Origin of the sequence: Bacillus timonensis, from assembly GCF_004799755.1 — a bacterium.
Taxonomy (GTDB): domain Bacteria; phylum Bacillota; class Bacilli; order Bacillales; family Bacillaceae_L; genus Ferdinandcohnia; species Ferdinandcohnia timonensis_A.
Genome location: NZ_SLUB01000018.1, coordinates 37,082 through 53,347, shown reverse-complemented (window position 1 = coordinate 53,347; position 16,266 = coordinate 37,082). Strand labels below are relative to the sequence as shown.

Genomic DNA, 16,266 nt, shown 5'->3' with positions numbered 1-16,266 from the left:
AGGTCTTATGTCATAGATTTTAAACATAGAAAAACAAAAGGTCAATAATTATTCGAAAATTTCGGCATTCAACATAGGTAATTTATCCTAATCACAAAAACACAACGAACTGCTGTTTAGCAACCCGCTGTGTTGAAAATGTAATCTGTTTTTGATTATTCATTAACGTACCGAAGCATTTATATAAGAATAATACCCCAAAACAACATCCATTTTTTACAAAAACTAGTTAATCATCACAACCTAAACTTCCTAACCGCATCTTGTAACTCTTCCTCCATATTGGATAACGAAGCTGCTGAATACACGATTTCTCGTCTTTGGATATGTTCTTTATAGAGAATATTTTTACTGATTCCCCTTGATATAATATATATAAACAACTATAATTAAATTAATTGTTCTCAAATGAGAACAATACAAGATGTTACAATTTAGGGGTTTTGTCCAATCGAATAGTAATAGATTGTTAGGAATAAACTTGCTGTTAGCTAAGATTTGGACAGGCATCCTACCATCACAATAAAATTTTATCGATTAGCCATGGAGGCGTAGTTAATATGTTTAAAAAAGCATTCAAAAGGATGGGAAATATTCTCTTTGTATTATTAATCATCATAAGCATTTCTGGACTTTTTTCTATATTACAGTCAAAAAAAGAACCTGGACATCTACCTTCAATATTAGGGTATAAGGTCATGACCGTGTTAACCGGTAGTATGGAACCACTGCTACAACCAGGTGACGTTATAGTAGTTAAGCCAATAAATTTTGCGAAGGTTAAGGTCAATGATGTCATTACATATAGAAATAGCCAAAATACTTTGGTGACTCATAGAGTCATAGAATTAGTTGATCAGGAGGGAGAAGTATTTTTCCAAACAAAAGGTGATGCAAATAATGTGAAGGATGATGGACTTGTCGCACATCAACAACTTGTAGGTTCATTGTTATTTCATATACCGAAAGCTGGGTATATAGCAACTTTTATAAAAAGTCCTATTGGCTTGATTCTATTAGTTTCCGTTCCCTTATTAAGTTTAACTATTGGGATGATAAAAAAGATTATGGCGGTTGACGGACAGGAGAAAAGTGAAATTTAAGTAAAAAATGATGAATCCCATAATTGGATAAACATCTATTTATAAGGAGGTGAACAAATAATAATCATTAAGAAAAATGGATTATAAACACAACAGGTTACAGAAAAAGAAATGAAACAATGGAGGGAATATGCGATGAAAAAGAAGTCTATTATTAGTTTGTTTGCAGTATTGATTGTAGCAATTGCTGTTCTAGGAACTGTGGCGTACTTTTCTAAAAGTTTCACCAGTGACAAAAACATGGCAACTGCTGCAAATTTTAATGTTACTGCAGTGGATTCAAAAGGAGATCCGATTGGAGACGGTCAATTTAACCTTGGTGAAGAATTAATTCCTGGAATGGATGCATTCGAAGCTTATAGTTTCAAGGTCAACAAAACTGATACAGATGTACCCGTTGAATATAAGGTGAATTTCACTTTAACTGGAGATCTATTTCCAGCTGATAACAGTTCACCAGTAAACCTTACTTTACAAAATAAAGTTGGAAATGATTGGGTCAATGTTGATTATGCAAATCCCTTTATCCCACAAAAAGATATTGAGGACTTTCGGGTAATGGTAGATTGGCCACACAGTGATAACGATGCTGATTTCGCAGGTAAAACTGGGAATATTAAATTAGAGGTTGTAGCTACTCAGGTCGATGGAAATAGTAAGGAAGAAGCAACAAAATTGCTTAAAGATGCAGAGACTGCTTTAAAAGCATTAGATACAGTTCATAGTGATACTAGTTTTAATCGGGGGAACTTTTCAAAAGCGGAATCTGACGCTGTTCAAGCTTTATTAGATGATGCAGAAGGATTTATTAATGGTGTTACAAGTGGTAAAACAGAATTATTGGCTGAACTTAACAGAATTCAAAAAGAGCTTGATCAAAAAGTTGAGTCTAGATATGTTTATTATGAAATAGATACAAATAACACAAATTTTACTCAATTAGGGTTGAAATTGTCAGCTGATCATTCGGGGCAAACTATAAGATATGAACAGCCTTCCGCAATGACGATTGCAGCCGTATATCAGGATTACGGAAAAATGTGGAGATTAAAATACTTTACATCTGATAATGCTAAAGTTGGGGATAAGTTTGTATATGGACTTCGCTTTAATGGTGGTGTTAAAACAATTGACGTAACTTTCACAAATTTAGGCGAAGGAAACTGGAAAATTGAAAGTGATTGGTTAGCAGAAAAAAAATAGAGTATTAATATTTGAGATTTTACCACATCTATCGAGGAAGGGTCATCTGCACTGTAAGTATGGTTAGGATTGACCCTTTCAGCTGTTAAAGCGGATTTGCTTAGGTAACGTTTAAAAATCCGAAACAGCATAATGCTCTCTCTGAAATTTTAATTTATTCCTGAATTTGTTATTCTCAATTTTTGCCCTATAATAAATTTCATTCAAACAAAAGCGATAGATCGAATGTTTCCCATATAAATCTTTTACAATCTAACTTCGATAATATCCTGAAAAACCTTCCACTGGCGTTTCCTATTGAAAATATCCCATATGATTGAAGAACCTCAATCATTTCTGTCCAGTAATTGCTAATAAGTGAGCGATTGCTTTCAAGTTGTTCTTCTATGTTAACTTTGAAAAGTGATATCATCTATGTTTGTATCATGTTATTGATGCAAAAAAATACACTGTAGCTATTATTTACCACAGTGTATGAAAAGTTTCTTCTATATTTAGTTTTTTAATCTTTGATAGTAAAAGTCATTACAACCTAAACTTCCTAACCGCATCTTGTAACTCTTCGGCCATAAAGGATAACGATGCTGCTGAAGACGCAATTTCTTCCATGGAAGCTAATTGTTCTTCTGTGGCTGCGGATACCTCTTGGCCCTGGCCAGTTGTCTTTCTCGCAATTTCATCGATTTCACTTACCGCTTCAACTACTTGTTGTGCACCTTGTGTCATTTGTGCAATCGATGCTGAAACTTCTTGTATTTGTGAAGATACATCATCTACGAATTTTTGAATTTGCTTAAAGGATGAACCAGCATTGTTCACCACATTTATTCCCTTTGCGGACTCTTCCGTTCCATGATTCATCGACTCAACCGCTTGTTTTGTATCTTCTTGAATAGTACCGATCAGGTGGCGAATACTTTCGGTCGATTTTGCGGACTGCTCCGCTAATTTCCTTACTTCGTCCGCGACAACCGCAAAGCCTTTTCCATGCTCTCCCGCTCTTGCTGCTTCAATTGCTGCGTTCAAAGCTAAAAGATTCGTCTGACTCGCGATATCAGAAATCACATTAACAATTTGATTTATTTCTTCGGAACGTTCTCCTAATGAATAAATGATTTTTCCTAAATCAGATACAGACGTATTGATGTTTTGCATTTGTTGAATGGATTCCTTGATTGCCTGTTCACCATTTTCTACAATTCCCATCGCTTCAACTGAAGTGCGAGAAACCGTTTGAGCATTCACTTCTATTTGTTGAATGCCTATATTCATTTCTGTTACGACCTCAGTTGCTTTTCTTACCATGTCTGTCTGTTGTTCCGTTCCGACCGCAACCTCCTGGATCGCATTTGCTACCTGTTCAGTTGCCTTCGTATTTTGTTCTGAGCTTGCAGTCAGTTGCTCAGAGGATGCAGCTAATGTCTGTGATTTATCTTCTACATGTGTTAATAATTGCCTCAATGATTCCAACATTTTATTAAAACTATTCCCTAATTGTCCAACCTCATCATTGTTTTTCACTTTTATAGATTGAGTAAGGTCACCATTACTTACTTTATCAGTAACCTGCACTAATGTATTCAGAGGTTTCGTAATACTTCTCACTATTAAAATGGCAATGACCATCCCAATCACTATAAAAATGGCTACTACCCAAAATGTTGACAGAAGAATTCCTTGAGTGGCTTGATCAATCTCACTTTGTTCCATTACACCTGCAATTTTCCAGCCAGTAAGTTCATTCGTCACAAAGGCGGTTTCATATTCGTTTCCTTGAAATTCATCATGAAGAATTCCGTTTTGCTTTTCATATATTAATTTGCTGTACGTTTCCCCTTGTGGGACTGATCCAGTTTCTTGAGTTGGATCCACTAAATATTTTTTCTCTGCAGTAAGGATAAAGGCGTATCCTTTCTCACCGATTTTCACACTCGATGTGATTTCTTTTAGGGATTCTAAATTAATGTCTATACCGATAACCCCAGAACCATCATTTATCGTTTGTGCAACGGTCACTAAAATGCTACCAGTAGCCAAATCCTCGTATGGCTCTGTTATAATCGCTTTACCCGGGTTAGCGATGGCCTGTTTATACCATTCCCTCTCTCTTGGATCAAAATCTTCTGGGAGATTTGCTTGAGGATATAAAAACATGTTCCCATCTTTAGTTCCTGAAAAAATCGTCACAATATCAGGATGAAGCAGTGAATATTGTGTAAATGTCTCAATTGTGTTTGATGTTTCTGATTCGGCAAAAGACCCTGCATTCAACTTGGATGCGAAATACTCAACATCATTATATTTTGAAGATAAGTTATCTGTAATATAACCATCCAGAAGATTTACACTTGCTGTGGAGGTTGCAAGTATCTGGCTTTTAATTTCCTTCTGCGCATTATTGTAAGACATAAAACCAATCATAAAACTTGGTAATAGGATAATTAAGATAAACGTTATGTACAATCTCTTGCCAATCGTAAAATTAAATAAATGCTTTCGTTTTCGTTTTTCCTGGTTGTTTTTCATAGATGACTTCCTTTCCAATTTATATTCAAGTAAACCAATAAATAAAAGCACAACAAGCTACATCTCGTTGCGCACTATATGCTCCCTATTATTCTATCGGCATACGTTTAGGGATGTTTAAGTTGAAAAGATTGACAAATCTATTACAATTCAAAACTACCAATACTTAACCAAACCAACAAAAAAGCTAACCTCCACAAGGAAATTAGCCTAAGGTACCTCTATTTAATCATATATTTAGATTCAAATTCTTCTGCAATTCGTTGCAATAAAACCTTTAGTTCACCTTTTGTTTGGAATGTGAACGGATATCCATAATTGGACTTAAGTTGACCGTCTTCTTCTGGTCTAGGGAATTTTCGTAAGGCAGTACTTCTTACCGGCTTCGTCTGAACCTCTTCAAACATTTTAGCCTGTTCCACCAACCAGGGATGGATGACAATTGTAGGTGTAACATTATCTAATAAATACACATACCCCGTTGTAAAATTTTCAAATTGAAATTCAGCAGCTTTTTTTGAAAGGTTCCGATAAATAAAGTTTGCATTTTCAAAGGTTGGTTGAAATCGTTCTAAAGGGACAATTCTGTTTTTAGCCCGATTTTGCGTAGAACTCTTCTTCTCCTTAACAACAGGGTGTTGTTTCTTTTCTATCTTCAACTGACTCAGTTGTTCTTCTATTTCGGAAATCCTTGCCTGCGTTTCTTTTATGTACTCATCCATCCATTGTTTCATAACATCAAAATCTTGGCTTTGCTTAGATGGTAATTCGTAAGAAGGTGCACTGAATATATGACTAACATAGACTTCTGCATACCAGACACCTAAATCAAAAATGGCTCGGTGTGCTTCCTTCGCCACTTCTTGGTCCATCTCTAATACTTGATGAGAGGCAATATTCCCATTTTTTCTTAAGAATTCTAGCTTTTTATACATGTCATCTTGAATCACATCATGTCGATATAAGCGATTTATCTTTTCTACTAATTTCAGCGGATACACTTCACTCATATTTTCTTGCTCAAAGATCATATTAACAAATAGCTCTCCAAACAAACGAGCCTGTGTCATCGCCGCCTGTGGTTGATCCCATAAAAGTGCCTCAACCCGTAATGCCAATTCCTCTAATTGGCTAGAAAAATCTCCGATAAAATGAAATACACTATTCTTCATTCGATTATCACATCCTAATTACTAGTAATTAAATTTTACTATAAAGTTGGCAATCTTCCCATTAAACGAATTAGCCATTCCCTCATAACGCCAAAAACCTAAATCACGAACGATTTAGGCTTCTCTTTTAAACTATTTATTCTCCTTCATCCAGAGCAGCACCATCAGATAGACCACTAAGGTAGACAAGATTAAAATCCACCAATGCTCTGCGATGTCGGTAATGAAATCGAGGTTCATTCCAAAAAATCCTGTAATCACTGTGACTGGTAAAAAGAAAATAGAGATAGCGGTTATTTTATTATTAAACTTTTCTGCTGCAACCTTTTTCTCTTCCTCGGCAATTTGATGCATTCGTTGTTCGGCTGCATCGGTATAGGATGAGAGCGCATTGAGTTCATCGTGAAGTTCTCCGAATAAATCACTAATGCGTAGGTTCTCCCTAATCACTTCATATAAGTGTCCATAGTGAGTGATGTTTGTAACCTGATTATATGAACTGCGAAGCATGAACCGTACGATTTGATTTCGAAGCCCAGATATTAGGAAGTTTTGCTCCGTATAGTTATCTTCACCGACCTGTTGTAAATCATAAGATAGTTTAGAAGCAACAATCGATAATCGCAAGAGGGCATATTTTTGATGAAGAGCAAGAATGTATATATAAAAATAGGTTGTTTCTATTTGATGCATATAGGTTGATTGAAAAAACTCTTCTGTCTTTGCATCATCTGTCTTCGTGACAATATTTGCGAGTCCTTCAAAAGATATTCCCCAGTAGCTATTATCAAACAACGGTAATAATCCAGGATTCTTATTGAAGTCTTTTTCGATAATGCTTGGCTTATATGTTGATTTAAAGCTCCTTCGTAATTGAAAGAGATACGATGTTAAAAACGAACTATTTTCTTCTTCCAAATCGATTTTCGCGGAACTATATACTAGTGCATGTGTTGGAGTTTCTTTTCCTTCAAAATAAGAAGAAACGTCAAGTGACTGAGACAAATCGTGAATCAATAAGCCTAGATGAACATTCTGTTCGTAAAACTCGTCCCTTCCAATCTTTTTTGTATAGGAAAGATTGTATTCGTATTGTTCCAATTTTTTTGCATAGTAAATGGTTTCAATGAGCGTTTCCACTTGAATATTCTTTGGTAGTCCTAGTTTTATTACCCAAAAACCAACCTGAGTTTCAAATAAGTAGAGTTCAATGGCCGGAATACTGAATTCATACTGTTCTTGCTTCGTTCGTAACGTAAGCATGAAATCATTTTTATTGGGTAATCCAAATTTTGAACGGGCTTTTTGTGTCATCGAAAAATGAGAACCGATTGTCTCGGGATGATTCCCACTAGAAACGAGCTTCTCTACATGTTCAAATAATCGTTCTGTTTGGATATTATTTTGTTGAAAATAGTCAGGGTTCAAACTACGAACCGCCGCTTTATACTCCCTATCATAAGAGAATGGCACGATTAGGAATGTAACATACTTTTTAACCTCGGGATTCATATAGGACCACCTCTTTATCTAATAGAATAAGAGAAGCCGAAGACCTCTCTAGCTTCTCTCTCAAATGTTAACGTTCCTTTGTATAGATTAATTCGGACACTTCAAAACTGCCGTCACTTTGAATGATATGAAATCTACTTTCAAATTTCTTATCAGAAGAGGTCCCATCTCCATAAAAAATAGTGTATGATTCCCTCGTGGTTGCTTCATAGATTTGATTTCCAATCTCTTTTACATCGACTAGCTCAAAGCTCAAGAGCTCTTCCGTAATCCCTTTTTCAATCAAGTACTGAGTGTAATCCAACTGTTCGGAATACCTCTTACTATTAGCTGCCAAATAGTACTCAACGTAGGAAAAGTCCTGATAATTGATGGCATTTACACTATCAGCCATGTAATTGTATAGGAACTCCTCAACAAGAGTAATGTCGACGTTTAATTCTGGCCCCTTTAAGTCTTCACTACTCACTTCGTTGGTAAATATTAATTCATGAACCAATAGCTGCTGTCCTTCCAGTCTCAAGCGATATTGACTTTCAAAGGATTTCCTTTTTACACTACCGTCCGAGTAATAAATATCATACACTTCCTCGGTTGTGGCTACGATAAAACCATCCTCAGCTTGGAAATCCTTAACCTGCATTTGAACAAGGTCTTCCGTAATTCCTTTCTCAATTAAATAACGTGTGTAGGACCGCTGTTCTTCTAACTTCTTACCAGTTGGATCTAAGAATCTTTCTACCTCTGAAAAATGGACTCCGTCTATGACTTCAACAGAGTATAAAAAATAGTCATGTAGGAAATCCTCCACCTGTTCTTGGGAAGGAATCATGTCTTCTACTTCCTCTATTTCAGGAGTTTCCGTAACAGTACCATCCGCGGATTCAGTTTCATCAGTAGATGTGTTTGTTTCAACTGTAGACTCCACTTCCACTCTAGCAGGTTCACTCTCGGCTGGCGCGGTAACTTCTTTTTCTGGCGCGAAAGTGATGTAAAGAATATAAAGCACAGCACATCCTAATAAAATCTGTAGGATTGGCAATTTCTTTTTATTTCTTACGGTTGCTTCTGGCTGATTATTTGTCCTAGGATCTTCCGGTTGATTCTTTGTTTCCTCTTGAACAACTGGATGTACGGGTTGTTGTGAGCTTGGTTGAACATGCTCTGGGCTTGAAGTAATCCGGGTTACAGATCGTTGTTCTTCAAGTTGAGCATCGTAATAACGACGTAGTTCCTTATCTGATAATGTTTTGTATGCTTTGGTTAAAAGCTGAAACTCCTCAGGATGCGTTTCATTCGGAAATTGCCTGATTTTCTTGATATAGGCTTTTCTAATCTCAAGATCTGTGGCAGTTTCAGCTACACCTAATAATGTATAGTAATTTCCCACGCTCATTCATTGCCCCCACAGATGAAAGTCTTTTTATTTATCTCTCTTTTATAGCAGTTGATAGTTTCTTCGCGTACGATGCTGTCCATTCGTTAGGGAATTGTTCTTGGACCTTAGAAAGAATATCTAAAGCTTGGTCCATTTTTCCTTCACGATAATAAGCATTTGCCTGAACGACTAATAGATCATCCTGGTAAGGTGACTCCAAATAGTGTTCAGATGTATTCGTAAAGAACTGTTGGAATAACTCTGAATCTCCAGAAAGTGAACCTAACTTCTGTTCCGTTTGAATATAATAGTACAAGCTGTCATCACTAAAATACTGGGTTGAATCGAGCTGATGACTTAACTCAAACTTTTCTTTTGCTCGCTCGTAGTCACCTTTCTTATAGAAAGAGTAGCCACTATTAAACTCCTGTCTTGCTTCTTCTGATCGTAAGGATGTTAAATCAACATTAGCCTTCTTGTATAAGGCCTCCGTTGTTTCATACTCTGATACCTTTGCTAATTCCAACTCAAGTTCTTTCTTTAAGCTTTCTTTTTCAGACTCCACATTTGTTAGCTGTGATTCAAGCTCTGCAATTTTTTTCTCAAACTCTGTGGAATTTGTGTTTGCCTGTTTTTCGCCTGAAGAAGAAACTTCATAGTTTGTCGGGACTGATTTCCAGTCTTGACTACTGATATATATTCCACCAGCAACCACTACAGCCAAAGCACTAGCGGATAAAATAAGCCTTTTTTGTTTACGTTTTTTCCTTCTTTGCAATGCCAGTTCAGACGACTTCTCCCGCTCTTTCACTGTCTTTTCAGTAAGTAATCCATCCTTAACAGCCGTAATGAACCGCTTGATTGATGGAGATTTTTGAATCCAAATGGGTGAACTTGAGAAAAAGTCAAATGCTTGGTCCATCTTTCCTGATTCAAAAAGAATAATGAAATAGAGTCGATACACATCCTGTGGGAGTGGAAAGGGAGAATCGCGCTGCAAGAGTGGAGAAAGAACTCCTTTAGCTTCCTTCACCTTCCCTTCTTTTACAAAGGATAATGCCTGATTATAAACCGTACGAACCTCTTCATAAGCTCCTAATGTCGAAAGGATCTGTTCTTTTCTTTCGTGGATCTGTGGAAATTGCTCAGCACTTACTCGCTCCCAATAAGACAATCCAGCGACTGGATTACCCATCATGATTTCAACTAACCCAGCCGTCCAGTTTGTCTCGGAATGAAAAGGAGCGGAAGCAAGAATGGATTCCAGCATCCCTTTTGCTTCCTCTAATCTGCCTTCTTTTAGTAGTTGTATAGCTTTGTTATATTTGCTAGTTAGTTGCTTCATCGTACAACCCCTATACTAATTCAATCAATAGATCTGTTAGCTCTTCTTCATATTTTTGAACTAATGCACGATCGTTTTTCTCTAAGGCGATTTTAATATTTTGAAGGGCAGACATTAACTTTTCTTTCTCCAACCCTTCCGTACTATTTAACATACGTTCTCCACGTGTTATTACACTTTTTACTTCTTGGTATAATTCAGATTTCTCATAGTCGCTTTCAACTTGAGCCCTCGCAGCACTCACTTCTTGCTCTGTCATTGTTCCCGCTTGTGTTTTCACGATCGCGGAAGCCTTCCTACCAGTGCTCACAATGGTTGCTTCAACCTGAAGTGTTCCGTTAATGTCATAAGAGAACTTGACATCAATAGCTTCTTGCCCTCTTGGTCCTGCTGGAATTCCCTCTAAAATAAAATCAGAAAGGAAAATGTTTTGATCCGTGTATTGGTTATCTCCTTGGAATACATTCACATTTACACTTGTTTGGTTATCGCTAACTGTGTAATATCGCTTACTTTCCGTGATCGGAATCGTACTGTTTCTTGGAATGATTGGGTCAAAGAATCCAGGAACGGTTTGACCACCAATTTGTCTCACTACTTCTGTTCCCAATGTGTATGGACATACATCAATGACCATGATTCCTTTTGAGGTATCGATTTGGCCAGTTTTAATACCTGCTTGAACAGCTGCTCCAAGCGCCACAGCCTCGTCTGGATTGATGTCTTTCTTTGCTTTTTTACCAAACTTATCTTCTACTAGTTGCTGGATTAAAGGAACTCTTGTCGATCCCCCAATTAGTACTACTTCATCGATATCTGAGACGCCTAAGCGAGAATCTTCCAAAGCTTTATCGACTTCAACTAATGTCTTTAATGCCATGTCTTTAATGAGCGCATCGAATTCTTCCCTAGTAATGCTCATGTTCACACTGACTGGAGCGTTGTTGTGTATAGCTATAAACGGAATGTTGATATTTACATTTGTTTGGCTAGATAGGCTTTTCTTAATATTTTCAGATTCAAGCTTAATTCTGGCCTTTCGTTGGTTGATTTCTTCAGGAGTTCCAAAGCTAAATAAATCAATTCCATCCGTTTGTTTAAAGTTTTCAATAATCCAATCGGTTAGTGCATTGTCAAAGTCAACCCCACCAAGATTGTTATCACCAGCACTTGCCTTTACCTCTACAACACCCTCGAAAATTTCAACGACGGATACGTCAAAAGTACCTCCACCAAGGTCATAAACAAGAATATGTTGATTTTTATCAATATTTTCTAATCCATAAGCAATTGCAGCTGCTGTCGGTTCATTAATAATACGCTCTACTTTTAAACCAGCAATTTCCCCCGCTTTTTGAGTTGCTTTTCGCTGTGCATCATTAAAATAGGCTGGAACTGTAATAACGGCTTCTGTTACCATTTCACCTAAGTAATCTTCCGCACTTTTCTTTAAGTGCATTAAAATATGAGCGGAAATGGTTTCAGGTCGGTAGCTCTGTCCACCAACCATAACCATTTCATCTGTTCCCATAAGACGTTTTACCTCTGTTGCGGTACGATCAGGCATACCTGGCATCGCATTCTTCGCATTTTGTCCGATAATGATTTCGTCATTGATGCTAAGCTGGAATACGGAAGGAGTTGTACGACCTCCCTCTGTATTTGGGATGATTTCTGGTTTTTCGCCTTTTAAGTATGCTACTGCTGAGTTCGTTGTACCTAAGTCTATACCGATAACTGCCATGTTGTTCTCCTCCAAAGTTTAATAGTTTATAAGACTGATGTTACACTTGCTTTTCGCAGGATCTTACCCGTATTCTTGTCCAAGAAACCACGTTGATGGACTGCAAATACTTGATATTTCTCCATTGGTACCTGAACCTCATGCTGAGATACCGTTCCAATACATTCCATCGTTTTCCCATCAAGTAACTGGCCCATTACTGGAATTTCAACAATTCCATGTGATTCTAGTATGGAGATAACTTTATTGATTGCTTTTTCAATCTCGCTGGTCCATTTCGTTTCATTGACCTGCAATGTTGATTGATATACGAGATCGAGCATATCGAAGATTTCAATGGCAACACGCTTCATCTTTTCCATATTTTTAATGGACTCATTCTTTATTTCTTCAATTTTGCTACCTTGGTCATCATCTGAAATTTGTCCAAATTCTTCTAGTTGTTGTTGAAATTCCTGCATAAGCTTATACGTAATTCGATTGCTATTTTTAAAGTCACCTTTAATTTGTTCTTGTAATTCGGCTAATGACTCTTGAAGCTTAACTAAAAAAGTAGGCTGTGTCGCACCAGGATTATAGTGAAATTCCTCCAGAGGCTGTAAGCTTTCCTTTTCACGCTCAAGGATTTCTTGTATAGTAGCGCTCAAAATGCCCTCTCCTTCCTCAAAATAAATCGGTAATTTATTGATTAACTGTTGTTTCATAGAGTCTAATTCCTTCTCCCATTTTTCAATGGGAAAATCGCTGCTTTCCACATCATATTTGATGCTTATTTTGAAATAATCGATGGCATCAATTGACAATTTGAATAAGGTAAATATCACTAACTTTGAAACTAATTTATGATAAGCAAGTATGCTTTTCGCGACATCAAGAGGTAGAGTATGCTGCTTAGCGGTTTGCTTTGGAGCACTCTGCTTAATCTGATTGATTGGTATTATTGGTATCACTCTTGGTCGATAGTACGTCGATGCTCTCAAATTGTTGTAATGGTAATGAACTTTAACTTTAATAATTGGTTCCGCTCGTTCTTTTTCTATGTCTTCTGGACTCATCTTTTTCATTAACTCCAAAAGTTCATTAATATCCTCTGGTCCAGTTCTAGAACTCAATTAATCAGCCCCCTATTTAATCAAATGCGCCTTGGCGTATTTGCGCCCGATTTTTAGGCCCACACGAGGTGGGTCACAAAGACGTTGCTACAAGATGTAGCGTTCTTAGTCTTTGATCCAATTTATGCTCGAAAAATTTCCTTTGAAAAATCGTGGCATCCGCCGGAGGCTTTAACTATATTCAGCCAGGTTTGCCCCACTGTTCTGTTTGCACTCGTTTCATTCATCCCACCACTCTACAGATAGTAGAGGACTTCTGCTGAATAAAGTTAGACACCCATTTTGCCCCTTATCAGAGTTTCAGCATCGGACAAGGTATTCATATTATTGAGAACCATATGCATAATAATCTTTTCAATCTCGTCTAATTTACCGTACGGGTGGTTTTGTTGCTTACACGTCACCACATAGTTCGCTTTACATAAAATGGCCTCTTCAATAATATTTCGAACTAAACGTCCATTCCCATGTCGTTTTGGGTTTTCACTTACCTTTTGCACAATAATTTTTCTAAAAACCTGTGCAGCATCATCTGTCATTTGGTATTGCTTTTGTTGAAGCATAATCTTACCTATTTCTAGTAATTCATCAATACTATAATCGTCAAAAAGGATGTGACTATTAAATCGAGACTGAAGACCAGGATTCGATTGAAGGAAACGTTCCATTTCATTAGGGTAACCAGCTAAAATGATCACCAGCTCTTTCCGTTTATCCTCCATCTCCTTGACGATTGTATCGATCGCTTCTATTCCAAAGTCATTCCCTTGACCACGAACAATGGAATAGGCTTCATCAATAAATAAAACACCTTCTCTTGCTTCCTTTAGTTTGCCTAGTGTTTTTACAGCAGTATGTCCTACATATTCTCCTACTAAATCAGCTCTACCCACTTCTACAAGATGACCTTTTTTTAACACACCCAGTGCTTTAAATACCTTGGCGATAATTCTGGCAATCGATGTTTTACCGGTCCCTGGGTTGCCGGTGAATACCATATGTAGACTTGGTTGATTCACTTTCAGTCCCTGTTCTTGACGTAATTGGTTAAAGATGACTAAATTACAAATCTCTCGAACTCGCTGCTTCACTTTTTCAAGACCAATATACGAATCTAGTTCCCTTAATACATCCTCGACAACGGGTTTACTAAATTCATGTACCTCATCACCCTTTAAGTCATCCCTTGCTTCAATCGCCTTTTCCATTTCATCAATCCAACCAAGGATATAGCTTGTGGAATCATTAATAGCAGACTTTTTAGTAGCCGTCTTAAGTGAAAACTTCGCTTTTCGTAACGCGGTTTGAACATTTTTCACATTTTCCTTAGATATGTACGGCATATGCTCCTTAATTTCACGACTCACCGATAGATTCTGGGTTGCTAGTGTGCAGTGCGCATATTGCACATAAGGATTTTGATCGGCTTCACCTACATGAAAGGAGATCGCGGATAACCATTCACGTTCAGCTTCCTCTATATAGCCTTTTCCCTCATACATTTGAGCTAGTCGTTGATGCCATTTGCTTAAAAATTGATAAAACGGGAGAAGGGAGTTCTTATTTTCTAAATGTACCTTCTCAATCAGTCTGTAAGCTCTAAACAGATGGTAATGGACAAGTGAAGTGTCTTCCGCAATGATGGCTTCTCTTATTTCTTCATCAAGAGCATTCATGGATTCAAATAACATTTTTAGCCTTGATTGGTCCAAGTAGGTCTACTCCTCTCACTACTGAAAATCTCGAAAGAAATCTTCATTTAATCCGTAAAGAGCTGGATAACGAGACTCTAAACGATCAATAGATCTTTTTAATGAACGATCCGTTTCATCCATAAAATCATCTTTAATTGAAGCAAACATTTCTCTTTTTTCATCTTCTGAATCAAAATAAATCAGATAATAGGCGACTAATCGTTTTACTGGATGGCATACATGAGAATCGTTTTTAAGAATCTCAAACTCATCATGGCATTGAATCGAATGCTTACATGTCTCCATAAAATTATGTAATACTTTTTCTCTTTCTTGAAAGAGATTCGGATATTTGATAAGTACTCGTTTAATCGATTTTAACGTCTCTTCAGCATTATATACTGAGCTATCATGTAGATTGTCATAGGCATTTTCTGTATACCGATCAAATTCATCTTCCGTAAAATCCCCACCATGGAGGTAGAGAATAAAGACGTGCTTCACATAATCAATTACTCTCTCATCTCGTTCAAGTAAATCAAACTCGTCATAAACATTTGCTCGAAGAATTGTTTCACTGACTAAGGAATCGAACTTCTCATTTGGCTCAGAGTTCTCCTTTTGAACAAATTCAAAAATTGGTTTTGCATACCCATAAAGCTTCCGTTTATATAAATCAAGACCGAGGTCTGTTAAGTCTCCCATCATATTTCCTTGCTCAGATTCGTGTTTCAGTAAAAGGTCCCGACATAAATCAAGAGATTTCATCAACTCTACTTTATTTCGAATCCGTACAGATACTTTAATTCGTTTTAATAGATAGTAAAAGGCGTGAAAGCCCCCTGACTTTGATTGACTGGAAATCGCTTGGTCTAATGTTTTGAGCGCATTGAACGTTTCATTTCTATTTAAATAAAGGTCAATTAGCTGAAACAAAGGATCCATGTTGTCTGGTTCCATGATGTACATTTTCTTATATAAACGAATGGCCTCTTCTTCTTTCCCACACTTTTCAAGTGCTCTCCCATAGTTCAACTGATAGGTTGTATTTTCCGGTTCTTCATGGACAACCATTTTAAAATGCTGAAGTGCCTGATGGTATTCCTCGGTAAATAAAAAGCTGAGTGCATAATAATTACGGGTTTCAGTCAAGGTTGGCACAATGGTTAAAACCTCTTTAAACAATCTCTTTGCATCTTCAAACTCATCATTCGTATAGGCATTCATCGCCTCGTTTTTAAGCTGTTCCACCAAGTCACCATGTAGCATTTTCGCATCGTATTCTTTGCGAGTTTGTGAGTTTCGCAATGTATCATAAGCGATTCGGATCGTTTTGAACTCTTCCGGATATTGATCTACAGGGTATTTTTTAATGATCCTAAAATAAGCCCTTTTAATATCTGCATCTGTTGATGTCTTGTTTATCTCTAATAGCTGATAATAATTTTGCTCCAATTGACATTCTCACCTCACACCA

11 protein-coding genes and 1 pseudogene are annotated in these 16,266 nt (G+C 37.0%); 2 read left to right on the top strand and 10 right to left on the bottom strand.

Annotation, left to right across the window (positions count from 1 at the left end):
- Positions 1-560 precede the first annotated feature (560 nt).
- Positions 561-1,103 carry a signal peptidase I gene (locus E1I69_RS11565; RefSeq protein WP_136379772.1) on the top strand — a complete coding sequence of 181 codons (543 nt, stop codon included), beginning with the start codon at positions 561-563 and terminating at the stop codon, positions 1,101-1,103.
- A gap of 135 nt (positions 1,104-1,238) precedes the next feature.
- On the top strand, positions 1,239-2,306 hold the full coding sequence (locus E1I69_RS11560) for a hypothetical protein (protein ID WP_136379771.1): 1,068 nt from the start codon (positions 1,239-1,241) through the stop codon (positions 2,304-2,306).
- A gap of 525 nt (positions 2,307-2,831) precedes the next feature.
- Here the strand turns inward: E1I69_RS11560 and E1I69_RS25475 are convergent.
- The 10 genes and pseudogenes from E1I69_RS25475 to E1I69_RS11515 form a co-directional block, all read right to left on the bottom strand.
- Positions 2,832-3,779 carry a methyl-accepting chemotaxis protein gene (locus E1I69_RS25475; protein WP_431731878.1) on the bottom strand — a complete coding sequence of 316 codons (948 nt, stop codon included), beginning with the start codon at positions 3,777-3,779 and terminating at the stop codon, positions 2,832-2,834.
- Positions 3,771-4,715: pseudogene (locus tag E1I69_RS25470) on the bottom strand (HAMP domain-containing protein); the annotation flags it as partial. The gene E1I69_RS25475 and the pseudogene E1I69_RS25470, both read right to left, overlap by 9 nt.
- A 338-nt stretch (positions 4,716-5,053) precedes the next feature.
- Positions 5,054-6,004, bottom strand: a complete 951-nt coding sequence (locus tag E1I69_RS11550; RefSeq protein ID WP_136379769.1) for a DUF4145 domain-containing protein — start codon at positions 6,002-6,004, stop codon at positions 5,054-5,056.
- Between the two features lie 132 nt (positions 6,005-6,136).
- Complete coding sequence (locus E1I69_RS11545; RefSeq protein ID WP_136379768.1) at positions 6,137-7,516, bottom strand: CorA family divalent cation transporter; 1,380 nt, start codon at positions 7,514-7,516, stop codon at positions 6,137-6,139.
- A gap of 67 nt (positions 7,517-7,583) precedes the next feature.
- Positions 7,584-8,912 carry a J domain-containing protein gene (locus tag E1I69_RS11540; RefSeq protein ID WP_136379767.1) on the bottom strand — a complete coding sequence of 443 codons (1,329 nt, stop codon included), beginning with the start codon at positions 8,910-8,912 and terminating at the stop codon, positions 7,584-7,586.
- Between the two features lie 31 nt (positions 8,913-8,943).
- Positions 8,944-10,239 (bottom strand): tetratricopeptide repeat protein, encoded by a 1,296-nt coding sequence (locus E1I69_RS11535; protein ID WP_136379766.1) that lies wholly within the window; start codon positions 10,237-10,239, stop codon positions 8,944-8,946.
- Between the two features lie 10 nt (positions 10,240-10,249).
- Complete coding sequence (locus tag E1I69_RS11530; protein WP_136379765.1) at positions 10,250-11,983, bottom strand: Hsp70 family protein; 1,734 nt, start codon at positions 11,981-11,983, stop codon at positions 10,250-10,252.
- 26 nt (positions 11,984-12,009) lie between these two features.
- A complete protein-coding gene (gene grpE, locus E1I69_RS11525) occupies positions 12,010-13,095 on the bottom strand; it encodes a nucleotide exchange factor GrpE (RefSeq protein ID WP_136379764.1) in 1,086 nt (361 codons plus the stop codon).
- 269 nt (positions 13,096-13,364) lie between these two features.
- Positions 13,365-14,807 carry an AAA family ATPase gene (locus E1I69_RS11520; protein WP_136379763.1) on the bottom strand — a complete coding sequence of 481 codons (1,443 nt, stop codon included), beginning with the start codon at positions 14,805-14,807 and terminating at the stop codon, positions 13,365-13,367.
- 18 nt (positions 14,808-14,825) lie between these two features.
- Positions 14,826-16,244: a J domain-containing protein gene (locus tag E1I69_RS11515; protein WP_136379762.1), complete on the bottom strand. Its 1,419-nt coding sequence runs from the start codon at positions 16,242-16,244 to the stop codon at positions 14,826-14,828.
- Positions 16,245-16,266: the final 22 nt, after the last annotated feature.